The organism is Thiorhodococcus mannitoliphagus, from assembly GCF_010915725.1.
GTDB classification, from domain to species: Bacteria; Pseudomonadota; Gammaproteobacteria; order Chromatiales; family Chromatiaceae; genus Thiorhodococcus; species Thiorhodococcus mannitoliphagus.
In genome coordinates, this window is record NZ_JAAIJR010000025.1 from 1 (window position 1) to 22178 (window position 22178).

Sequence of the window (22178 nt, forward strand, 5' to 3'; positions counted from 1 at the left end):
TTTCACAGAGACTGACTCTTCACCGGGCCGCTGTCTACACCCTCGCTAGCGGGAGCTGTAGCAGACTCAGCTTTCAACGGGGGCAGAATAAAGGGCGCGGGAGGCGGGTTGCACCCATCTTTCAGCCATAGTTACAGGATTTCAGGAGTCCAACTTTGCTGGCACCGAATCCTGCAATGAATTTGAAAGAATTCTACTGAAGATCTGGACTGGCGGATCAAGAAGGCACGAACGCAGATTGTCGAAGGCCGCACCGTCAATGTGCACGGTCACATCCACGTCTCCATGAGCGAGACCATTTCTAAGCTGAGGCAGCGGAATACCGTTGACTCTTGTTTCGGCGATCAGTGAGCATAATTCCGAGAACGCATCTCGCTTGAGCTCAAGGAAATCAGAAAACATCCGTACTGCCTCGCTCTTCGCGCATGCATTATTACTTTTGATGTGCGCTCTGAGAAAATTCACTGCCCCAAGCGTTAAGCGGCTCTTGCCAACCAATACATCGTGCGTGCGTTGATAGCGAACGCCGTGACATGACGTTTGTGATAGCTTGTTTCTGTGCAGGTCGATAAATGGCTGAATAAAATGGTCGTCGAATTCCTGCTCAAGTGTCACAAAATAGTGCATTAAACTAAAAAGTGATGATTTTTTAAAAATTCGCTCAGCTATCTTGAGATTTCTGCGCGAAGCATAAGACATTTTTTTCCACTGAATCTGGTCGAAGTCGGGTATCGGAATGTCGACGTACAGATTTTCATCTTCCAATTCCTCAGTCAAATGAAACAAGATACTGCTCAACATAAATTGATATTTTCTTCTGAACTCTGGTAGACCGACGTAGTCTCCTGTTCTCAGTTTATTCCTTTGAACCAATGCGTCGGCGACGAACTCCCGTAGCACGGGATGAACGGGGTACCCAAGATACTTGTAAGTTGTAAACCAGTCCCATTGATCTTTCTTGAGGCACCGATTGCACATGCCTTTTAAAACACTGATGTCAGTGTCGACCAATGCTTCGGGATGATCAAACATTTTTCGCAAAATACCAACATATCTTTCGGTAAGGCCTTGAGATATGTCATGCTTGCCGAAGTAGGCATTTGCATATAGATACAAACCCTGGTTTCTATCATACTGAATCACCCATGCTTTGATGATGCCATTTTTTCGTTCATTAGGTTTTCCTTTTATCAGGAGGATGCCAGGATTTTTGTTGTTCTCATCGACGACCCGAGCCTTTCTGTCGCTGATGTACTCAATGATCCTCACGTTTAACTGTCTACCTAATTTCATAGCGAATCCTCAAGTGTATGAACACCCAACAGGCTTGTCGATTTATAGCTGCACAACGTGATCTTCAGTTATGCGCTTTTGTTCCGCTTTAAAAAAATTCAGTTCTAAATCGCACGGGATTCAACACGTAGTAGCATCTATTCACCATCACAAGCGAGAATCGCCAGTCCGCGGTCATCACCGGAGGTGCTGCGCCAGACCTCGCGCTCCTGCAGGAATGACCGCAGTCCGGTCCGGCTTAGCTTTTCGTTCCGCGCCTCGTTGAAGAAGGTGGCGAGTTGGCCGCTGATCCGGGAGCCATCCAGGCTCACCAGACGCTCAGCGGCACCGTCGGTCATCGCGGCCAGGCCGGTCATTCCCAGCGTCGGTTCGAGACCCCACTGAACCTGCTCGGGCCGCAGTTCCCGCCCCAGAAAGACGGTCTGGTTCGCGAATTCACCCTTGCCTGTCTCCCCTAGCAGCTTCAACGCACCGTCACGCTCCACAACCAGAGCGCCATCGCCGACCCGCGACCACAACCAGTGGGATCGCCCGCCGACCGCCACCAGCAGGGTACTGCGAAAATCCGTGACGGGGCGACGGTGAAGACTGGCCAAATCCTCGAGCAGACCGCAGGCATGACGCACCAAGGTATGTGCAAGCGCCCGGGCCGTCGCATCGGGCGGAGCGTCGGACGCATCCAGCACGGTTCGGAACTGACGCGAGACGCTGTCCACCAGACGGCGCAGACCCATCACCACGATTTCGGCTCCTAGATCCGAGACCGGCGAGGATCCTGCCCCATCGGCGACCACCAGCATCGGGCGATCACCAGCGACGACCAGTGCGGCATCCTGGCAGGGTGTCGGAGGTTCGTGGCGCAGATGGGCGGCCCCAACACAGGTGTCGGCCGCGCCGAACCAAGCGCGGGCGGGTGGGATTCGAAGTTCCGGTGCCGGCTCAAGGATGTGGGCCGAGCGTGCGTGCCGTTTGGCCAGACGCCGCTTGAGTTTCTGCGCGGGAGAGGGTTCAGGCCATGATTGAGGTTTGCGCCCCCAGTTCTTGCGTTCATTGCGCGTCAGCATGAGGCGCCGCCGGAAACACGAACCCTGCCACGGGTCGTCTGCGGACTCGGGAGCCTCCATCCGACCGGACTGGAGCTGGACTGCGGCGTCGTGAAGCATTTCCACCGGCGAGTTCGGAGTTTGGTCGTCGGTGCCGTCCACCGGGGCAGCGGTCAGCGCAGCCGATCTGCTCGAATCCGACCCCAAGGATGGCGTTGGCGTCTTATCCGCCGCTGCCCGTGACGCCCTCACGGGGGGCTGATCGGACACGCTGGCACCCTGGTTCGTCGGCTGGACCAGGCTCAGCGTGCCCAGCTTGCCTGCGTCTCCCGTCAGACGACTCTGCAAGGTGTCCAGGAACGCTCGCATCCCAAGCCTAGCGAGCGACAAAGGGTGTCCGTCGCCGAACGCGCCGAGCACGGACAAATCGGCATCTGCCCCCACGCCGGCCGCAATGATTTCGAGTCTGCCCTGATGCACAAGGTCGCGGCAGGCAGCCGCCACCGGTTGCCAATCATCGGTTGCCCGTCCCCGCCCAAGCACCACCAGCCGGGAAGGGCTGAATGTCATGCCATGCTGCCGGTACTGCACTTCCTGCGACTCCAGCGTCTGCAATGTGCGAGCAACCGCCTGCCCCAGGGGCGCCGGCCCCGCCGCTATCAGTCGGGTCGGAACGGCGATCCGGTGCAACGGCACCATCTCGTGCAAGCGATGCACTTTCGCGCCCAGGGTGAGGATGCCAAGGTCGAGCACATCGGTGGTGACCGCCTCCGCTTTCAGTCCAGCGACGAGCTTTTGCAGCACGTCCTGCAATTGGACAAGCGACACCCCCCGCATCGCGGCGGAGGTGTCGAGGATCAGCATGCAGGCACGGCGAGCGATCATGGGCGATGTTCCTGTGCGATCGGGATGAGAGGTGCTGAACGAAGGCTGTTTCATTGCAGGTTTCCAGTGACAGGTCGCGAATGGACAAAATCGGGAACGCCCACACCACATTGGCTGGCGCTGGCTGGCGAACTGGTCTTCTGGGTATCCAGATGCAGTAGCCGCCAACCACGACGAACCCAGCCGGACGGTGCGGTTAGATCTGATCCCAGCCGGAGGTCGGGGGCAGGTTCACACCAGTGCCCGGTGTCGATTGGCTGACCCGGCTCATGCTGGCCGAGAGCCATTGGAAGAACTCCCGGAAACGCAGCCCTGCCATCGGCATTGCTGGGCGATGGGAAAACTGGCCCAGGATCGCCAGATCCGCGCTTTCCCCCACGCCAACGGGGAGCACGACGAGCTTGCGTTCTGCGCTGAGCGATCGGCACTGGACCGCCGTCGCCCGCCAATCGTCATTCGGGGCGCCATCACTCATCAGGACCAACCAGGGCTGGTAGTAGCTGGTACCGGTCTGACGATATTCCGCCTTGCGTGCGGCGAGCGCCTGCATCGACTGGGCGACCGCATCCCCCATCGGAGTCATGCCGTCGGCCTCCAAGGGCCGCACATCGGTGATCAGGTGAGCGGGCGTGATTGGCAAGGTGACATTCACCCGTGAGCCGAAGGTAACGATCCCCAGTTCGATCGCCTGACTGGCGAACTCGTCCTCTTGGATCTCGGCGATGAAGCGTTGCACGCCATCATTGAGTTCCCGGATGGGTTCGCCATCCATGCTGCTGGAGACATCCAGGACTAGCATGCAGGCGCAGCGGGCAACGGGGTTCTCGATGAGGTCGGCGTAGGGGGTGAGTGCGGTCGTGAATTCCATGATGTGTTCCTCGTGAGGTTTGGATACCTGATACAACGCGCTTTCGAGCCATATTTTCAAAACCGAAATGTTGAAAATCCGTTCGCGCAGTGCGTTGACAGAGAAACACCCTTGGACAGGAGCAAGACATGAGCGAAGTGGTCTTCGATGCGGCGGGCGCGGGGAAAACGCTTGGTCCCGAACTGGATCGGGGCGGAGAGGGAACCGTCTACCTCCTTCCAGAACGCGGCGATCTGGTGGTCAAGATCTACGCCCCAGAGAAACTGGCCTCGCGGGGCGAACAATTGCGCGATAAGGTCGAGGCCCAGATCGCGACCTGGCCCTGCCTGAAGGACGAGCCACTTGCCTGGCCGCGAATGAGCATCTATGACGATAAGGGCCAGTGGATCGGGTACGTGATGCGCCGTGGTGCTGGAGTGACGTTGCGCAAGCTCGCTCATCCCAAGCTGAGCAACCAACATTTTCCCGGCCTTTCACGTCACTTCGTAGTGGAGTCCCTGCTGCAAGTGTTGCGCTGTGTCCAGATCCTCCATCGCCAGGGCATCCATCTGGGCGATGTGAATCTGAACAACTTCCTCTGCGACCCGTTCAGCGGCCAAGTCACTCTGATCGACTGCGACAGTTTCCAGATCGCGCAGTCTAATGGCCCCTTTTTCCCCTGCCCGGTCGGCAGCCAGGACACCACGGCCCCGGAACATCTGGGAGTGGATTTCGCGCGCGTTCGGCGCACGTCGGCAAGCGACGCCTTCTCACTGGCGATCCTGATGTTCCAATGCCTGATGCTCGGACGGCATCCTTATGACAGCGTGGGTGGCTGCAATCCGGTGGACAATCTCAGGCAAGGACATTTCCCCTATGGCAAGGGAGGCGCCCGTCCCGGCAGCCAGGGCGCCATTCCCCAAGGGCCATGGTATCTGCTATGGAGCCATCTCTCCGGCAGCCTGAAAAACGCCTTCATCCAAACTTTTACGGAAGGCGCCGCCAATCCGCAGGCCCGTCCCGGAATCGACGACTGGTTCTTGCTGCTCAAGCAGTATCAGTATTCGATCAGGCAAGGTTGGCTCTCCGACGAGATCCGGCCAGCCGCACCGAAACCACAAGGCAAGCTCCGAGGCGCTTTGGCGAACACACTCAACAAGCAACCACTTCAAGCGTCGAACTGGGTGAGCTGATGACCAAGGATGGATTTTCAGTCGATGCAGCGCAGGTCAGTCGGCTGGCATCGGCAACGCCGGCAGAGTCTCGTCCCACCCCTGCGCCTCCGCCCCCCGATTGGCCTCCCCCACCATCTGGACGTCGCTCAGATGCTGGAGCCGATCCGCCGTGCGGTTGCCCTGCCCTTCGGTCAGCGTCTCCAGATCCAGATCGGTCGTGGTCAGGATCAGATCCGATTCGGTCAGCATGACCAGCCATTCGGAGAAATCGATTCGGCTCCAGTCGACCTGGGCCAGCGTCTCGACCGCGATCCCTGTGCAGTTGGGATGCTTGGCGCTCCCATAGCCGCCGATGCCGGCCTGGCCCCGGATCTGCTCATTCAGGATCCGCGACAGCGGTGAGTTGAAGCAGCAGAAGCTGTCGCGGCTCTCGATGCAGGCCCCGAAGAAATTCTTCTTGCAGTAAGCGCCGACCCGGTGACAAGACCTCAGCTCGCGCTGCACGCCGAGGGTGAACTCGTCCTCGGTGCACTCCCAGATGAGCCGGATCAGGATCATGACGATGGTGTAGATCAGATAGGCCCACATCACCCAGTAGAGCACGACCGAAATGGCGGGATTGAGCGCGACGGTCGAGGCCACCGAGCCATCGGCGGCCACGGCAGCGCCACCGGTCGCGGCATCGACGAAGAGCGCGTTGGCCGCCTGAGTGCCGAAGACCTCAGCGGTCCACTGCACCGTCTGCTGCAGGAGCTGCTGCTTGAAGGTGGCGATCAGACCTTGCTTGGCCGCCTCCGTCGTCACCGCCGTGGTATTGCCGGTGATGTTGTTGACCGCCGAGGTGAAGGCGTCCTTCACCGCCGACCAGGTGTCGACCAGCGGTGAGCGCAGGGTCTCCCAGGCACCGAAGGCGGGATTGGAGACGCCGGCCTTCATGAGCGACATCGTGACGCTGTCGAGCTTGGCCACCGAGAACATCAGCTGCAGATAGAGCCCGAGCGAAATGCCGCTCGGGCGCTCGCAGCAGTTGACGATCCCGCCAACCGCGCGCTTGCATTCCAGGGCCTCGCCCTTGAAGACCTGACAGCTCCCTGTCGTGCAGTCGGCATCGAGCGAAACCATCTCTGCGGCGTTGAGCGCCGCCACCGCCGCGTCGAAGTCGTCGGAAGACTCGGGCTCGATCGCCACACAGTCGTCGCCCAGGCAGCGGATCTCCCCGCCGCAGTCCAGCTCGGAGGTGCGCTCGATGCCGGCGATCTCCTGGTCGGTGCCGCAGTCGTAGACCAGTTGGTCGACGTAGCAAACGCCACTCCTCCCGGTCGCATCCTCGGCGCACTGGCGGCTCACCCGTCGGCAGTTGGGATTGGCGTCGAGGACCGCGCAGTTGTCCAGATCGCCGGGATTCTCGGGACAGTGCGTCACACCGTCCGGATCGGTCCAGCAGTCCATCTGGCCTTCGTTGAAGCTGGTGCAGTCAAGGGCGACGCTGACCTGCATGCAGGCGGCGCCGATGCCGGAGAACTGCTCCCAGGGCTCGTTGCCTGTCTCGCCCAGATAGGGTGGTGCAACCAACTCGCTGCCACAGAGTTCGCCGCCGGAGACCGGGACGCAGTCGGCATCCGGGTTACTGCTGCAGGTCGTGGTACTGCGGCAGAAGCCGTCCATCAACCGCTCGCTGATCGTTTCAAGGCAGGCGGCCGACTCCCAACTCCACAGATCCACGCGCTTCTCGACCCGCCTGACATACTCGATGATCGGCTCGCCAGTCTCGGGATCGGTGCCCACTTCCACGGGGTCCCAGTAGACCGTGGCATCCAGCGTCCGACTGGCGAAGCAGCTGAGCTTTGGCTGATCCTTGTCCGGGATCAGGCAGGCTTCGTATTCGGGGACATGCACCCTGCGCGGACGGCTGAGAAAGCTATTGTCCCAGGTGCAGTCGGCATAGGTCGTGGTGAAGTTGTCCAGTGAGCTGACGGTCGCATCAGTGAAGTCCCACAGCGGATCGCTGCTCAGATCGGTGCGGTCGCGATCCACTGGCTCCAGGAGGGTCTGGTACGCCTGACCGGTCGCTGAAGACTCGGCATAGGGCGTGTCGACCAGATCTTGCTGCGTCTGCAACCCGGCGGCTTCAAGCGCCGCGGGGTTCCCATAGAGCGTGCTCCAGTCGGAGACTTCGCCCTCGTCCGCACCCGGGAAGTAGACCCGATAGTCGCCGGGCTGATCGAAGGGGCTCAAGAGCGTCGAATCGCTCCCGAGTGCGGTTCCCAGATCCTGGCCATCGGTGGCTGCCTGATCGAAGTCGAGCGCCTGGCGCAGGTCATCGCCCCAGACCAAGGCCCAGGGGGTCCAGACGATGACGAGGGTCAGAACGCCGACCAACAGGCGCCGGCACCAACCCAGCGGCCTGGGGTCACAACCAGGTAACGCAGCAGTCATGCCAGCGCCAGATCAGATAGAGGTGGTCCTCGCCGACCCCAGGGATGTTGCGCCACATCCCCCAGCGCAGCTCGCTCTCGCCGATGACGTGGTTGGAATTGGCCTCGGGGAGCGGATAGAACTGGGACAGTCGGTACTGGGTCTTGGGCAGCATCAGCGCAAAGGGCGCCTCGCAGAGGGCGTCATCCCCGACCGTCTGGCGGGCCAGTCCTCGCCGGTGCAGGGCCGCAAGCACCCGCGCGCTCGCCAGGCTCATCTCCGAGGGACGGCCGTTGAGCGTCGGGATGCGTCCGGTGAAAGGATAGAGCCCGCCCCAGGCACCGGCGCACCAGAAGAGGGTGTCGAGCGGTTGCTGCACCGTGGTCGCCGAGGCGGCATCGACCAGACAGGCGGCCTGCGCAATGGGATTGGCCACGAAGGCCGCCTCTGGATTGGTGAAGAAGGCCAGTTCGTCGTTGTTCCAGGTCGGATCCAGCTCGGAAAGATAGAGCACATCGAAGTCGGTCAGGTGGTCGACGTTGCAGCGGTCCGGGAAGAACAGATCAAGCATCACCAGGACCGGGAAGGCGTAGTAGTGATAGTTGTAGAAGGCCTTGTCCGAGCCGTCGTACTCGGCCTGTCCCGGCGTGCCGAGGGTGCGGAAGGCACCCAGATCGAGCCGGGCACCGCCGAGCGAGGGCATACAGCCAGGAACACGGACCAGCTCGACGATGCGTGCTGGCTCCCACATGCCGATCACGACACCTGGACTCGGCAGCCCGGCTGGGTCGGTGCAGGCGCACAGCGCCTGGTCGCTGGCACCGCTCGGCACCGAGCCGCCCCCGATCGGCGCCCCGGCGATGCGCAGCGGAAAGAGACAGCTCCAGCAGATGTCGGTGATGAGCTTGGGTCCGAGCAACTCGGCATCGGGACAGACGGCGTTGCCCAGACCCGTCGTGGCCGCCTCCTGGGCGCGCACGGTCAGGGCCAGCGCGAGCAGTAAACCAACCAGCACGGCGGCCTGAAGGAAGCGGCAGCTCAGCATCCTGCGCATGCTCAGCCCTCCGGCGGCCATTCGGCGACCACCAGTGCGCCGTCACGCGACTCGACCACGGCGGGCACTCGCTCGATCTGGAAGCGGCGCCGGACGTCGGGGGTGAGGAGGTAGAGCGGATCGTGCAAGGCCGTCTGAATGGCGCGATAGCCCTCCCAACCGGCGGCGCGATCCAACCGTGTTGCCAGATAGAGCGGCAGCCGTCCCTCGACGCGACTCGCCGCTCCAAGCCGCGCGACCTCGGCCACTTGGCGTGGGTCGGTGGCGTCAAAGACGAAAAGGCGCTGACGGAAGGGCATGACGGCAAGCGGATCGACACGCTCGCCAGCGCGGATCAGGGTGGTCCCGTTCGGGTGGGTCGCATCGGCTTGAGCGACGAGCGTCAGATCCAGACGTCGCTCACAGGGCTTCTCCGCCACCGGTAGCTCGGCAAAGGCCGCCCGCTCCCAATAGCGCGCTAACGCTGCTTCACGCTGGGCGCTCCAGTCAATGCCGGACAGACGCCGCTGCAGCTCAGCAATCAGATCGGGCTCGCTGACGGCGACGGTGGGTCCACGCACGCCCAGATCACCGCGCCTGCCCTCCTCTACCTGCTCAAGGACCCAGTCCGGGCGGCTGATGCCGCTGACGCGGGCGACCTCTTTCCCGGCCCCATCGGTGACGATCAGCGTCGGAGCGACCGCCACCAGCGGGGGCTGGAAGGGGCGCGGATCGATCTCGATGCGGGGAAGTGCGTCGCTATCCATGTCGTTGCTCGTTCCACGCAAGAGCCCGTGGATCCGGCGGATGAAGGCACCCAGCGATTCACCGGGCGCCACGCCACGAAAGACCACCCGCACCTCGGGCCGCCCGGCCGCCTGCGCGAAAAGGTCGCGCAGTTGAGCCTCACCCAGTGCGCGGGAAGCCAGGATGGTAAGGGTCAGCCCACGGTCGCTTTGCCCCGTCGGCGCTGCATCGGGGGCCAGAGGTATGACCCACGCCGGAGCACCAGCCTCCAGATCGCTCAACCGTCGCGACCACGCCTCGATTGACGCCTTCTGGTCTGTCAGCCATCCCGGCAACGGCGTCCTCAACGCCTGCTCTTCGATGCGGACGGCCTCGTCCCGAAGCTTGGTCTCGGGCAACGCGGACTGCGCCAACGCGAAGGTCACTGCGCCGCTGCCGACGACGAGTCCCAGCACCCATGCCGCCAGCCAGCACTCAGAACAGCGCATACGCCTTCCCCACGACCTGAGCCTGCGGCAGAAAGCCCCAGTAGCGCGAGTCGAAGCTGTCCGCCGTCTCGCCGAGCATCCAGAAATGCTCGACCGGCACCCGCTCATGACGCAGAAAGGTCGTCGGATCCTGCTTCAGGGTCACCGCCAGGGCCAGTCCGTCGGCCATGCGCATCCCGTTGATCCAGGTGTGCTCGGGATCGACCGTCACCCAGTCTCCCGGCACCCCTAAGGCATGCTTGATCAGCAGCTGACCATCACGGAACCAGGGCGCGAGCCCCTGGGCACGGAAGGCCACCAGATCGCCCTGGGTGATCTCCTCCGGCCCCTGCCAGGTATCGACCAGGAAGACGCGATAGGGGGCCAGACTCACCCGCGCCTGGGTGTCGATGCCGAGGCGATAGCGTGCGCTCCCATAGAGCGCGGCGGCCACCAGCACAAGCAGCAGGACAGACGACAGCCAGAGGAATCGCCGCGAGCGTCCCCGGATCTGGGGATGCGCGGCCCTCGCCTCGAAAAGCCCGCGCTGTCGTTGGGCGAGCGGCTCAATCCGCTGCATGCCGCACCTCCCGCTCCGTCAGGATCAGACCCGCCGGCGCTGCCAGGACAGCCTGACGATCAAAGACCAGGAGTCCCTGCCCAGCCAGCCGCTCGGCGGTCGTCCGATAGTCGTCCAGCAGCGCCTTCAACCGCGCTGGATCTGCCTCCCGCGCAGCAGCGGACAGGTCGAGCACCACGATCGGCGGACGCACGGCGAGTGACCGGTTCAGTTCCCGCTGCATCCAGATCAGCCCGGTGCCGGTCACAACCACCGACACAAGTAGCGCGAGCATGCTTGGCGGCCAGCCATAACCGGTTGGTGTTGGTTTGCAGGTGCGCCGCGGCGGCGTGCGGATTTCAGCCATGCCCCCGCTCCTTCAGCAGCCGCAGAATCGCCTCGGTCACCGAAAGCCCCTGCTGCCGCAGCGCATCAAGCGCCGCCACATCCCGGGGATGGGTCGAATAGAGCAGCTGTCGGAAGGGATCGACGACCAAACGGCCGATGCCCGCTCCGCTGTCGCAGACGGTCATGATCTCGGAATAGGCGCCGGGGAGTGTGTGGACGGTCTTCAGCAGCTCCGCCCCCGCCTCGGTCAGCGGCAGGCGCTTGGCCTCGCGCAGTTGATCGATGGCTTGCGCGGGCTGCGCGAGCAGGAAGGTATGGGCCGAGTTCTCGGCGATGGCCCGTCCGGTCGGGTTGGCGTAGAGATCGTTGAGCGACTGGGTCACGGTCACCGCCGCGCCGCGGTACTTGCGAAAGCGCCGGTAGCCGGTCTCGATGAAGCGGGCGACATCGCCTTGGGTGAGCAGATCCCAAGCCTCATCGATGATGACGAGCTTGGGCTGCTCGCGCTCGCCGAGGTACATCGCCTGCTGGATCTGATAGATCAGCTGCAGCAGCACCACTTGTTGGAGGTGTTTGCGGCCCTTCAGCTCTTCGAGTTCCAGGACCACGAACGGGGCTGAAAACTCAATGCTGTTGGGTCCGTTGAAGAAACGCCCATACTCGCCCTGGGTGGTGAAGGGATAGAGCTGGGTGCTCAGATCCCGCACCCGTGCGTCAGCCTCCGCCGCGAGCGCTGCGGCGACCGCATCAATGGTCATGTCCGCCCCCAGCGCGTCCCAGACCTGCTTGAGGATGCGTTTGAGCCCGGAGAGGCGGTAATCCCCCAGCGGCTCCGAGGGCGCGAGCATGGTCGCGAGCAAAGTCGCGATCATGTCCGCCTCCTCATCCCAGTGGTGGACCAGCTGGAAGGGATTGAGACAGATCGTCGACTCACGGGTGAAGGCTAGAAACTGCCCTTCCAGCGCCTCGCAGAGCTTCTCGTAGGAGCGCCCGACGTCGATCACCCAGCAGCGCCCCCCGACCGACAAGGTCGTGGAGATCAGCTCGTTGGTCAGAAACGACTTGCCCGAGCCCGACTGGGCGGCGATGCAAGCGTTGTAGTTGGAGGCCGAGTCGAACAGCGACAGATTCATCAGCTGTCCACCCCGGCTGATGAGGTTGAAGACCGGGGTTCCGGTCCCCTTCCAGTCCCCATGCACCGGCATGAGGTTCACCGCATGGGTAGCGGATAGGGTGCGGTAGCGCTGCAGGTCGCGAATCGCCCCGCGATCGGCGCCGAAGGGCAGACAGTTCAAGAACAGCGGCAGGGTGAAAAAGCGGTCGCTCACGACCTGGAACCCGAGTTCCCGCCAGTAGGTGCGCAGATTGGACGCGGCGGCTGTCGCCTCATCGCGATGGGAGAACAACACCAGTCCCAGATAGGCCCGCACCGGCCGGTCCCCGGCATCCAGGCGCTCGAACAGCACACGGAATCCGCGTGCCCGCTCCCCCAGACGCGGCAGATACATGGCGACCGGCCCCGCCGCCATCTTGGTCGCCCACTGGCTCTGCGCCTGCAGCACCGCGCGGGTTGCCTCGGGCTCGGGGAAATGGAGGTTCAGACAGACCAGCAGGTTGTGCGGGATGCCGCGCGTTTGGCGGTAGCGACGCGCAGTAGCCTGTGAAACAGCGGAGGTTGCAGTGTCTTTCTCGTGTCAGCGGACCTGACTCCACTGACAAGACAGCCAATCGCCGGATCAGCCCGATGTCTTGATCAGGTACGCGGACAACCGCTCCAATAGGCGGCGATGTCGATCCGGTGCGAGCGTACCGATAACGCCGAGCAATCGCCTGTCGGGCAGCACGGCCAAGAAGCCCAGGCGGATGAGCGAGGGAGACTTCAAACCGCTGGCGGCAAAGTCGGCATGGTCCGCCAGGATCGGATCGTCGAATCCCGCGATCTCCTGATGCAACTGAGTGCTGACGCCACAGACCAACCAGTCCCCGAAACCTGGCATGCGCCGCAGGGCAATCGTCGGGCGGTTCTTCGCGCGCCCGTCAGCTTGGGGAAGCGGCGTCAGAACCACATCGCCCTCGTTCATGGATGTCTCACATCGGTCAGGCTGTACTCGGGCTCGTCGTCTCCATAGGCTTGCGCGAGACCCGTTCCCGCGAGGTCCGCCCAGGGTTCGCGTTCGGCGTCCATTGAAGGCGACACCACTGTCACCAACAGCCGAGCATTGCTGGGAAGCTGGAACGGCTCATCGAGAATGATCGACTGGCCGTCGAAATGGGCGTTCAGGGTAATGCTGGGCATGGGGACCTCTGCAAGGATCAGTCGGTGATCGGAAGCCGGCTCCAGTGCCGCGCAGGCCAAGGTCCGCGAAGCGCGCCCAAAGGCCGTATGACTCATCCTGTTTCTTCGAGAAGACGAGCACCCACCGGAGGATCATGGTCGAGAGACAGCGTGGAAACTCTGAGCACGCAGGATACGATGAGCGAGCGCGAACCGCACCATTCCGTGGCGCGGTCTTCGCGATCGATGCGTTTCGTGCCTGATCGCATCCGACGACGGCGCGCAGCGGTGCTCACCCTGGAAGCGATGCCTTTCATGGCCCGCCTCCGGCCCGGACGCCAGCAGGACCGTCGGTTGAACAAAGACCGATTGCAGATGCTATTCTGAGTGCTCTTGATCGCGGGAGAGCATGATGACCCATCACATCCTGGCGGAAGTCACCGCCAGTGTCACCGAATTGAAGCGGAATCCCATGGGAACCGTGGCGGCTGGCGAAGGCTTTCCGGTCGCGATCCTCAACCGCAATGAGCCGGCGTTCTATTGCGTGCCGGCTCACGCCTACGAGGCGCTGATGGATCGGCTGGAAGACTTGGAACTCAATGCGCTGGCCGATGCCCGTCTTGCCGACGGTCAGACACCGCTGAAGGTGTCCTTGGATGACCTATGAACTGGCCTTTCATCCTGATGCGCTGAAGGAATCAGTGACTGTCGCCCTCTCGAAGCGCTCCAAACGTACGGGACGGGGGTGAATACCCCGTCCCGCATAGCGCGCCTGAATCTTCCCCAGTGCCTCATCGATCTGGCGCAGGATGTCCAGCGCCAGGGTGCGGTCAGACATCGATGCCTTCCCGCTCGATGCGGGCCTTGAGCAGGGGATTCATCCGCTCGCGCAGACGCACGATATCGACCTTGCGGCGCACACGGTCTTCGATGGCGTCCTCAATATGAACAAGAAGATAGGGGTTGGGCGTTCTGGTCGTGACATAGATATCCAGATCACTGGCGGCGGTTGGATTGCCGCGCGCGAAGGAGCCAAAAATACCCAGTTCGAGGATCCCCAAGGCGTCGCCCTGAGACGCTTTGAATTGGCGCAGGGTGCTGAGTACCTGATCCTGGGACGAGTGCGAGCCGTGCGAGGTGTTGGGCGCTCTGGTCATGGGGCATCTGATGCCTGATTCAAAACTGCGTTTTGTGTGATTAGCCTGATCCTAAGCGGATGGAGGTGCATGGCTTGGCAGACGCTGTGAGTGAACGTATTCGACGCTGGCTGGGCACGGCTAGAGTAAATCGTCTTCGAAATCTATGGGGCCGTAGTCAGTCTCGGATGGTGGTGGCTGGTTTTCTTGATTCGGGAGAGCGGGCTGTGTGTTGGGGAGATCGGCTTGGGAGATGGCTGATTGTGGTTGTGCAGGCAGGGCGTCCATTAGTTCGATGATGTCTTGACGACGCAAGAGGTGCCACATGAGAACTTCTAGCAACTCGAATGATACTTCCCAACGATCAGCATAGCGTTCGATCAATTCCAGGCTCCAGGGCAGGGCTGAATTACTGGACAGCCCCTTACAACCATCCCACCTCCATCGATCTACATAGCGTTCGATCAGTTCCAGACTCCAGGGCAGAGCGTTGTTACCAGACAGTCCAAAAAAATCCCAATTCCACCGCTCCGCATAGCGCTCGATCAATTCCAGGCTCCAGGGCAGAGCATTATTGCCGGACAGTTCATCCCACTTCCATCGATCTACATAGCGTTCGATCAGCTCCATGCTCCAGGGTAAAGCGCTATTCCTTGACAGGCTGTCCCAATCCCACCGCTCCGCATAGCGATCAATCAGTTCCAGGCTCCAAGGCAGAGCGTCATTGCTAGACAGTCCCAACCATCCCCAAACCCACCGCTCCGCATAGCGATCAATCAGTTCCAGGCTCCAAGGCAGATCGTTATTGATGGACAGCCCCTTACATCCCCAGTTCCATCGATCAGAAAAGTGTTCGATGAGATCTAGGCTCCAGGGTAGATTGGGACAATGATAATCGCCGGACAGTACATCCCAACGCCACCGATCCACATAGCGCTCAATCAGTTCCAGGCTCCAGGGCAGGGCGTTGTTACCAGACAGTCCATACCAACTCCACCGATCTACATAGCGTTCAATCAGTTCCAGACTCCAGGGCAGGGCGTTGTTACCAGACAGTCCATGCCAATCCCACTGCTCCGCATAGCGTTCGATCAGTTCCAGGCTCCAAGGTAAATCGTTATTACATGACAGGTAATCCCACTTCCAACGCTCCGCATAGCGTTCAATCAGTTCCAGGCCCCATTGAAAACCCTCTGCTCCTGAAAGAGCTTCAAAAATATCATTATTTAATCCAGTATAGCCATCAATATAAGATAAAATCGATTCCGAATTGACGCTTGACAAAATATGACTGCCAATAAGTTTCTCCGCATGTCGCTGAATAAAATCCATTTCCCATGGAATAGACTTATTGAACGATAAACCATATTCTGCATCACAGGCTGGAGCCCAAGCCCAAAGATCTGAATACTGTTCGATAAGCTCTAGGCTCCAAGGTAGATTTTCGTTCGACGAGAGAAAATCCATTTCCCATGAACTTATATAGCGATCAATCAGATCTTTGCTGATTGGGTAATGCAGCGACAAGCCGGATACCAAGAAATCTGGACGCTTTCGAAGAAACGCCTTAAACCTCTCGCGCTCGACCTCGTTCTTGGCAACGGCCGCAACCGCCAGTATTCGATCCGTGACCTGCGCCAAGGCGCGGCTGGTGGCGGGCACTAGGGCGCGTGTGGGATGGGGTAAGTCGTCACTCATTGCATGGATTCTCCTGATCGATTCTGCTCGTCAGTCGGTGGACAGGGGCGGCTGAACGGTCGCCAGCATGATTTTCACTCGTCCATGTCGCACCCGATGCGCCGTGATGGACTCGGGCGCCCTTTCGATTGATCGTCGATTGGTTAGACCCGTCAGAACGGGCTCTCGTCATCATCCGAAAACTCGTCGGCGTCGTCCGGGTCTTCTTCGAGCGGCTCCGGCGTGCTGTCCATCAACTCCAAGATGTCCTGCCGGTGCAGGCGCTGCCAGAGTGCCGCGAGATGCCGCGTGACCGTCGGATGCCAGCGGTTGGCATGGCGTTCGATCAGCTCCAGACTCCAGGGGAGTGCGGCGTTGTCGGAGAGCGCGTCCCAATCCCACCGATTCGCAAAGCGTTCGATTAGCTCCGGAGTCCAGGGCAGCGATGGATTGGCGGATAGGGCCGACCAGTCCCAATGCTCGGTCAGGCGCACGAGTAGCGCCGTGCTCCACGGCAGGGTCTGGTTGGCGGAGAGCGCCTGCCAATCCCAGCGCTGGGGATAGCGTTTGAGCAGCGCGAAACCGAGGGGGGCCTGACCGGACAGGCCCGGCAGCAGGAATTGCGGGTGCGCTTGCAGGAAGGCTTTGAACCGGGTGCGCTCGGCCATGTCCTGGCCCTCCGTATCCCTGTCCTGCCATCCCATCCGGGCCAGTTCCGCTTCGAGCTGGAAAACGGCTTCTTCGAGGGTGAGGCGTTGTTCGTCGAAATAGGCGTCCCAGTCGGTCAGCGCCTTGAGCGTCTGATAGGTGTCGTTGCGGCGCAGTGCTTGAAGCTCGGCCATGAGCTGGTCAAGGTCGTGGCGCAGCACCACGATGGCGTGTTGCAGCGTTTCGGCATCGGTCAGGGGCACGCCCTGCGTGACGAACAGTTGTCCCTCGCGCACCCTGGCATGGATGGCCTGCACGGTGGCAAGGTCGTTGTTGCGATACGCAGCCTGGAGCTGGATGAAAAGCTCGCCAGCGCGCTCTTGGTCTTCCGCATTCACCTTGTCCGGATGGCAGCGCTGGCTGGCCTCGCGATAGAGACGTTTCAGCTCGCCCAGGTCTTCGGCCTTGAGCGGCGGGGGCGGCGGTGTCTCGTGGGCGCGGGCGTTGGCGTCGCGATATTGCTCGTAGTCGGCCTGGGCGCGGTCGGCCTCCGCTTGGAGGGCTGGATCGGTCGCGGCCTGGCGGCGCTGTTTCTCGGCTTGCAGTTCCAGATAACGGCTGGTCAGGTCGCCGAGCGCGTGGCTGGCGCGGAGCGAAAAGGCGTGGATCTGACGCTCGATCTCGGCCTGCTCGTCGCGCAGGGCGTTGATTTGCAGATCCAGGGCGCGCAGGGCGAGATGCAGCAGGGCGGTTTGTTGATGTTTGACGGGGGCGCGTTCGGCGCTGCCGGTGAGATAGTCATCGATCCAGATCAGGGCGTCGTCGCCGTGCTGATCTTGCAGGGCGGCGAACAGCGGATCGAGCCCCAGCGCAAGGCGGGCGGGTTGGAGTTTGTCGAGCTGGGCGGCCAGGGTGTCCCAGTCTTCCAGCAGCAGGAGGTTGCGGACGATCTCCAGGCGTCGGCGGATCTCGGCGGGGTCGATGCCCTGGAAGCCGAGGCCGTGGTCGCGTAGCAGGGTCTGGAAGGCGTCGAGGTAATCGGCGGCGATGGTGCGGCTGAGATCGCTTTCGCTGTCGAATCCATTGGGGGTACCGTCCGTGATGACGAGGATGAGTCCGTCAGGGTTGTCCTGTGCCGGCTGGGTCCAGGGGTAGGAGCCGGTGATGACGGTAGCCTGGTCGATGACACAGAAATTGTGATCGAGGGTCGGGGCATCGTCGCTGCCGGCGGGGAGCAGGAAGACGTGGCCGCCGCTGTCCCGCAAGCGCTGGACGTTGAGTCGTCCGGGGCCGACGTTGTGCGCGTCGTTTGGGACGGCCAACTGCACCTGAAGGCCGCGACCGGCCTGTCGGCATAGCAGGTCGAACAGGTCGCGGTCAGTGAAGCGGGTGACGGCGATGGCGATGTGTGCCGATGCCGCGGTTAGCCGCTTGGCGATCTCTTTGGGGATGTTCTCGAAGTGGGCCGTCGTTTCCATGTTCGCTCCTTGATGACGTGACGTTCAGGCGGTCGCCCAGACCCGGAGGTTCGTCAGGTTGGCGTAGTCTGCTCGCATCCTTGGGTTGGGGCTAGATCTGGAGCCAAGGTTAATCCCTCATTAAGGAGATTCTGTCGCACCCCCAAGAGCGCCGACTGGAACAGCTCGCCCTCCTCTTCCATCAGCCGCTCACCGACGTTGCCGGCGTGCTCGAGCGGATTGCGTTGGGTCGAGGTCGCCTGGGTGCGTATCAGGGTCTTGAGCCGGGTCTTGGGCAGGCTCGCGGTGACGTACTCCTGGGTCTCGGCATCGAGGACACGCAGGGCAATGAGGGTGTTGAGATTGCCGAGCAGTTGGCGTGCCTTGGCCTCGCTGCCAGTGCGGGCGGCGAAATCGGCAAAGGTCTGGGTGGCGATGGTCAGGCGCAGGCCCGCGCCGCGACCTTTGTTCAGGAGCTGGATCAGTGGATCGTTGACGAGCTCCGCAGCCTCGTCGATGAAGACGTTCACCGGGGGCGGTTTGGGGCTGTAGTTGTAGCGATCCCCGGCCACGGCGGCGAGGTCGGCGATGAGGATGGAACCAATAGCGGAGCCGACGAGGGTGTCGGAAAGCGAGTCCAGCCCGATGTAGGCGACCTGGCCGCGTTCCAGGATGCGCGCCATGGCGGTAATGGGGCGCGGATCCTTGGGATCGTCGCTGTCGGGTGAGAGCAAGGGACCCAAGGCACCGGCGGTCAGCATGTTGAGCAGCGGAAAGAGGCTCGCGACCATCTTGGAGAAGTGCACCTTGTCGTGCTCGAACAGCGAGACCAGGCCATCGATGACCGTCGAGGGTTTGGTCGGACGCAGCTGCTCCTGATAGAGCCGCACCAGGGCGCGTGCCCGGGCATTGGTGTCGTTGGCCTTGCCCAGCGAGCGGCTGCTCGCCGGATCCCAGCCGGGGACCTGGGTCTTCAGATACTCACGCAGCACCCGCTCGACCAAAGCATCCACCCCACCCTCCAGATAGCGGCGCAGCATCACGAGACTCGGGCGCTCCCCGGCAGCGAGTACCCCGCCGATGACGTGCGAGAGGGCCATCTGGGAGAAGTTCTTGAAGGGGTCGTTGCCGGTCTCGCTGGGAAGGATCGCGGCGATACGGCTGGCCAATTCGGTGGCGCGGTTGAAGGAATAGAGTGGATCAATGCGGTGACTGCGATCGGGGAAGGCGGGATGGAAGCTGACAAAGCGGCCCGGCTGGTCGCCACAGGCGCGACGCGCCGAGGACTGCAATTCCTGGTCGCCCTTGGGGTCGAGGATGACCACCGCCTCGCCCCGGCATACGGCCTGGGTGACCAGCAGATCGAGCAGCCGGGTCTTGCCCGCGCCGGTGGTGCCGACGATGAGGAGATGGCCGGCGCTGTGGGCGATGGGCAGCCACACCGGCGTTTCGCGCTCCGCCAGGCCATGGAGCCAGTGGGCGCCGAGGGTCTCGGCGTCGCCGGGGATCAGTCGATGGGGTCCGGCGCGGATCAGATCGAGTGCGAGCTGGGCATGCTCGCTGTTCCAGTCGAAGCCCCAGCCGAGCCAGAGGTCGCCGGGGCGTGCGCGCCGCTGCCGGGTCAGCTCGGCGGGGGTGAGAAAGCGTTGCGGCAGCCCCGCCAGCTTGGCCCGGCGGTGGCTGTGACGCAGCGCAGAGGGCAACCAGCGCAGGGCCATGACCACGGCCAATAGCGTGAGGGCCTGAAAGGGGGCCTGGTGCAGCGGCCAGCGGCTCTGGAGCACAGCAGCGACGAACGCGACCACCAGCCAGGTCAGCAATGCCGCACCCTCGAAGTTGGGTCGCCAGGGTGGGCTATAGGCCAAGGCTGAAGCGTCCCTGCTCGACCTGTCCCCGAGGCCGTTTACGCAGCGCTCGGAGCAACGTCGCCTCGGCAATGCCGGCGGCTTTGGCGCCGTCCAGGACCGGGCCGTGCAGTGCGACCGAGAGGGCGTTCTCATGCACCTGGATTGGTCCCAACGTCGGATCACGGGCCAGGAGGCGCTGCTCCAGGGCAAGCGCATACTCGGCCGCACCGGTGCGGCTCCGCGCTGGCGTGGCTTGACGCGAACGCGGCTTTTTCGTGGTCGATGACATCGACTTCGGAGGTGGCGGTGCGTCTCGCTCGGGGGCCGGACGACAGGATTCCGCCGACACGCTGGAGGCCGGGTTGCCCAAGGCCAGCAGCCGTTCAGAAATGGCCGATGTCAGCAGGACACCGCTGACGCCATCTAGCGCACGCACCCGAACCAGCGGCCGACGCGGATCGCGCGTGATCCAGTCGCGCATCCAGAGATCGTCCAGGATCCGCTCCGGATCCGGATCGTCCTCGCTCCCGAGGAAGGCGTGCGGATAGGGGAGAAAACACTGTCCGTCGATCCAGCGGGGCTGTCCCTCGGCTGGTTGGCGCCCCTCCTCCACCCGGCGCATGAGTGCGATCAGACCAGGACCGGCGGGCGGATGCTGGTCGAGCCAGGCGCGCGCCGATTCAGCAAGGGATGGCTCAGGCGACTCGGATGGTGCGGCTCGATTGGATGGTCGCGACGATCCCCACGGCGCCGCCGCCGGCACTGCCTCGGTGTCTGCGCTCGACGTCGCCTTCAGCGGCTGGAGCGCCTTGGGCATCGCCTCCGTATCGTCCGCCTCTAATGGCGACCCAACCGCCCTCGCCTGCGCCTCCTCGGTCACCAGCTCGGTCGGCACGGAGCGCGGTGCCGGTGCTGAAGCGGTGGACTCCTCGATCAACGCTGTTGCGCGTGGAAGCACGCCCGAGAACAGCAGCTCGGGCTCGGCCAGGCGCAGGAAGCTGAGCCACTGCGGCTGATCGCGCGTTAGAGCCTGCGGGGCGAGCTGCCAGGTGCGCGCTGGACGCTCGCTCCCCTCCAGCGGACAGGGGATGGCGAGCTGCCGTTCCAGGAGCAGATCGGCCAGGGTGTCGGGATCACGCGGGATGCCGGGCACCCGGGCCTCGGCGAGGCGCTGCACCAGGTCCTGGGCACTCTCGGGCCAGACCAGATGGAGGCCGGCGGGAAAGACCCAGACCCGTGCGCCCGGACTGTTGACCGCCCAAGTCCCATCGCGCAGCAACGCACGCATGGTGTCGATCAGATAGCGCTCGATCGGCACCCCGAGCGAGAGCGCTTCGGGGTCGAGGCGATTCTCGCGCAGGTCCTGCTCGACGCTGATGCGATCGGCCTCGCGCATCAACTGGGCGAGCAGCGCCTGGTCGTCACGCCCCGCGAGCACGCTGCCCAGGCTGTACCAGACCAGGGGATCGGGATCCATCAACCAGCGGCGCAGCTCGCGGGTGATGAATTGCGGAAACACCGAGGTGGTGAAGACCTCATGCCCCTGATGCAGCCGCTGGCCGTTCCAGCGCAGGAAGTAGCGGTCGATGCCGTGCTGGGTCGCCCAGTCGAGAATGGTCTCGTCGACCGGCTGCCAGCGGGTCGTGCCCTCACGGTCGAGCACCAAGAGATCGGCGACCGGCTTGCCAACGTCGTGCAGCAGTCCGACGACGGCGGCGGCGAGCTGCCAGCGCGGCTCGAGCAGGCGACGCTCCTCGGGCATGCGATCGACGGCGAAGAGGCGTCCCCGACTCGCCCGCGCGCACTGGAAGGCGACTTCGAGCCCATGGCGGAAGAGTCCGCCGGCGCCGCGATGATGATGAGTTTCCGAAGCCGGGAGCAAATGGGCGAAGGCGGCATAGCGCTCGATGAGCGGCAGGACCAGGGTCTGGTAGTCGCTGTCGGTCATCGCCAACGCCTCTTGGAGACTGGCGATCAGCTCGGACTGGGTGGCGAGGATCTGGGCGGTGCTGGCCACCGGCAGGCCCTGGAGAAAGGGCGGATAGCGTGGGATGTCGGACTCGGCGATGGCGACACTGACAGCTGGAGGCGACGCTGGATCAGCGGCGGATTCGCCCACGCGAAAGGCGCTCCAGGCTGCACGGCAGCGGGTCAGCAAGGTCGGCATTGCGGTCGGGAGAAGCGGTTGATCAGTCACCGAAGATGGCTGCATCACAGCAGATGTGCACACGCCAGGACAGTCGAAACGGTCTCTCGCTCCGGGGACCGTTTTCGACTGTTGCGGGTGAGGTCGGCGGACTAGGATCGCAGACAGTGCCATCCGCGG

18 protein-coding genes and 1 pseudogene are annotated in these 22178 nt (G+C 62.8%); 2 read left to right on the plus strand and 17 right to left on the minus strand.

All coding sequences use genetic code 11. From position 1 onward, the window contains the following. Positions 1-141 precede the first annotated feature (141 nt). The 3 genes from G3480_RS08095 to G3480_RS08105 form a co-directional block, all read right to left on the minus strand. Entirely contained in the window at positions 142-1269 is a 1128-nt protein-coding gene (locus G3480_RS08095) for a hypothetical protein (protein WP_164653379.1), read from the minus strand. Positions 1270-1430: 161 nt separating this feature from the next. Further along, a complete protein-coding gene (locus G3480_RS08100; protein ID WP_164653380.1) occupies positions 1431-3221 on the minus strand; it encodes a protein phosphatase 2C domain-containing protein in 1791 nt (596 codons plus the stop codon). Positions 3222-3417: 196 nt separating this feature from the next. Then, the gene (locus tag G3480_RS08105; RefSeq protein WP_164653381.1) at positions 3418-4089 is read right to left on the minus strand and encodes a vWA domain-containing protein; all 672 of its coding nucleotides are present in this window, start codon (positions 4087-4089) and stop codon (positions 3418-3420) included. 137 nt (positions 4090-4226) lie between these two features. Between G3480_RS08105 and G3480_RS08110 the strand changes: the two genes are divergently transcribed. Continuing rightward, a complete protein-coding gene (locus tag G3480_RS08110; RefSeq protein WP_164653382.1) occupies positions 4227-5261 on the plus strand; it encodes a protein kinase domain-containing protein in 1035 nt (344 codons plus the stop codon). A 36-nt stretch (positions 5262-5297) separates the two neighbouring features. On the opposite strand, the gene traN is transcribed toward G3480_RS08110, so the two are convergent. The 8 genes and pseudogenes from traN to G3480_RS08150 form a co-directional block, all read right to left on the minus strand. Beyond that, entirely contained in the window at positions 5298-7679 is a 2382-nt protein-coding gene (gene traN, locus G3480_RS08115; RefSeq protein WP_164653383.1) for a conjugal transfer protein TraN, read from the minus strand. Continuing rightward, positions 7654-8712 carry a TraU family protein gene (locus G3480_RS08120; protein ID WP_164653384.1) on the minus strand — a complete coding sequence of 353 codons (1059 nt, stop codon included), beginning with the start codon at positions 8710-8712 and terminating at the stop codon, positions 7654-7656. Before G3480_RS08120 ends, traN begins: the two co-directional genes overlap by 26 nt. A 2-nt stretch (positions 8713-8714) precedes the next feature. Beyond that, positions 8715-9926, minus strand: coding sequence for a TrbC family F-type conjugative pilus assembly protein (locus G3480_RS08125; protein ID WP_164653385.1), 1212 nt, complete (start codon positions 9924-9926; stop codon positions 8715-8717). After that, positions 9913-10485 carry a signal peptidase I gene (gene lepB / locus G3480_RS08130; RefSeq protein ID WP_164653386.1) on the minus strand — a complete coding sequence of 191 codons (573 nt, stop codon included), beginning with the start codon at positions 10483-10485 and terminating at the stop codon, positions 9913-9915. The genes G3480_RS08125 and lepB overlap by 14 nt, the downstream gene beginning before the upstream one ends. After that, entirely contained in the window at positions 10472-10831 is a 360-nt protein-coding gene (locus tag G3480_RS08135) for a hypothetical protein (protein ID WP_240905675.1), read from the minus strand. The genes lepB and G3480_RS08135 overlap by 14 nt, the downstream gene beginning before the upstream one ends. Next, positions 10824-12482: pseudogene (gene traC / locus G3480_RS08140) on the minus strand (type IV secretion system protein TraC); the annotation flags it as partial. The pseudogene traC and the gene G3480_RS08135, both read right to left, overlap by 8 nt. Positions 12483-12548: 66 nt before the next feature. Continuing rightward, entirely contained in the window at positions 12549-12893 is a 345-nt protein-coding gene (locus G3480_RS08145) for a type II toxin-antitoxin system PemK/MazF family toxin (RefSeq protein ID WP_164653387.1), read from the minus strand. After that, positions 12890-13204: a hypothetical protein gene (locus G3480_RS08150; protein ID WP_240905676.1), complete on the minus strand. Its 315-nt coding sequence runs from the start codon at positions 13202-13204 to the stop codon at positions 12890-12892. The genes G3480_RS08145 and G3480_RS08150 overlap by 4 nt, the downstream gene beginning before the upstream one ends. 295 nt (positions 13205-13499) lie before the next feature. Between G3480_RS08150 and G3480_RS08155 the strand changes: the two genes are divergently transcribed. Next, the gene (locus tag G3480_RS08155; RefSeq protein ID WP_164653388.1) at positions 13500-13754 is read left to right on the plus strand and encodes a type II toxin-antitoxin system Phd/YefM family antitoxin; all 255 of its coding nucleotides are present in this window, start codon (positions 13500-13502) and stop codon (positions 13752-13754) included. Positions 13755-13763: 9 nt separating this feature from the next. Here G3480_RS08155 and G3480_RS08160 read toward each other — a convergent pair whose 3' ends face one another. From G3480_RS08160 to mobH, 6 genes are all read right to left on the minus strand, one after another. Continuing rightward, complete coding sequence (locus G3480_RS08160) at positions 13764-13925, minus strand: hypothetical protein (protein WP_164653389.1); 162 nt, start codon at positions 13923-13925, stop codon at positions 13764-13766. Next, positions 13918-14244, minus strand: coding sequence for a nucleotidyltransferase family protein (locus tag G3480_RS08165; protein WP_164653390.1), 327 nt, complete (start codon positions 14242-14244; stop codon positions 13918-13920). The genes G3480_RS08160 and G3480_RS08165 overlap by 8 nt, the downstream gene beginning before the upstream one ends. 120 nt (positions 14245-14364) lie before the next feature. Further along, entirely contained in the window at positions 14365-15921 is a 1557-nt protein-coding gene (locus tag G3480_RS08170) for a hypothetical protein (RefSeq protein WP_164653391.1), read from the minus strand. Between the two features lie 152 nt (positions 15922-16073). Further along, positions 16074-18026, minus strand: a complete 1953-nt coding sequence (locus G3480_RS08175) for a phospholipase D-like domain-containing protein (protein ID WP_164653392.1) — start codon at positions 18024-18026, stop codon at positions 16074-16076. A 53-nt stretch (positions 18027-18079) separates the two neighbouring features. Further along, positions 18080-19870, minus strand: coding sequence for a conjugative transfer system coupling protein TraD (gene traD / locus G3480_RS08180; RefSeq protein WP_206171580.1), 1791 nt, complete (start codon positions 19868-19870; stop codon positions 18080-18082). Continuing rightward, the gene (mobH, locus tag G3480_RS08185; protein ID WP_338114095.1) at positions 19860-22049 is read right to left on the minus strand and encodes a MobH family relaxase; all 2190 of its coding nucleotides are present in this window, start codon (positions 22047-22049) and stop codon (positions 19860-19862) included. Before mobH ends, traD begins: the two co-directional genes overlap by 11 nt. Positions 22050-22178: the final 129 nt, after the last annotated feature.

Excerpts from the sequence above, each read along its gene's own strand:
- lepB (WP_164653386.1), bottom strand. The coding sequence starts at position 10,485 with ATGCAGCGGATTGAGCCGCTCGCCCAACGACAGCGCGGGCTTTTCGAG.
- G3480_RS08150 (WP_240905676.1), bottom strand. The coding sequence starts at position 13,204 with ATGAGTCATACGGCCTTTGGGCGCGCTTCGCGGACCTTGGCCTGCGCG.
- traN (WP_164653383.1), bottom strand. The coding sequence starts at position 7,679 with ATGACTGCTGCGTTACCTGGTTGTGACCCCAGGCCGCTGGGTTGGTGC.
- G3480_RS08120 (WP_164653384.1), bottom strand. The coding sequence starts at position 8,712 with ATGCGCAGGATGCTGAGCTGCCGCTTCCTTCAGGCCGCCGTGCTGGTT.
- G3480_RS08165 (WP_164653390.1), bottom strand. The coding sequence starts at position 14,244 with ATGACCAGAGCGCCCAACACCTCGCACGGCTCGCACTCGTCCCAGGAT.
- G3480_RS08125 (WP_164653385.1), bottom strand. The coding sequence starts at position 9,926 with ATGCGCTGTTCTGAGTGCTGGCTGGCGGCATGGGTGCTGGGACTCGTC.
- G3480_RS08105 (WP_164653381.1), bottom strand. The coding sequence starts at position 4,089 with ATGGAATTCACGACCGCACTCACCCCCTACGCCGACCTCATCGAGAAC.
- G3480_RS08135 (WP_240905675.1), bottom strand. The coding sequence starts at position 10,831 with ATGGCTGAAATCCGCACGCCGCCGCGGCGCACCTGCAAACCAACACCA.
- G3480_RS08155 (WP_164653388.1), top strand. The coding sequence starts at position 13,500 with ATGACCCATCACATCCTGGCGGAAGTCACCGCCAGTGTCACCGAATTG.
- G3480_RS08170 (WP_164653391.1), bottom strand. The coding sequence starts at position 15,921 with ATGAGTGACGACTTACCCCATCCCACACGCGCCCTAGTGCCCGCCACC.
- G3480_RS08145 (WP_164653387.1), bottom strand. The coding sequence starts at position 12,893 with ATGAACGAGGGCGATGTGGTTCTGACGCCGCTTCCCCAAGCTGACGGG.
- G3480_RS08160 (WP_164653389.1), bottom strand. The coding sequence starts at position 13,925 with ATGTCTGACCGCACCCTGGCGCTGGACATCCTGCGCCAGATCGATGAG.
- G3480_RS08100 (WP_164653380.1), bottom strand. The coding sequence starts at position 3,221 with ATGATCGCTCGCCGTGCCTGCATGCTGATCCTCGACACCTCCGCCGCG.
- G3480_RS08175 (WP_164653392.1), bottom strand. The coding sequence starts at position 18,026 with ATGGAAACGACGGCCCACTTCGAGAACATCCCCAAAGAGATCGCCAAG.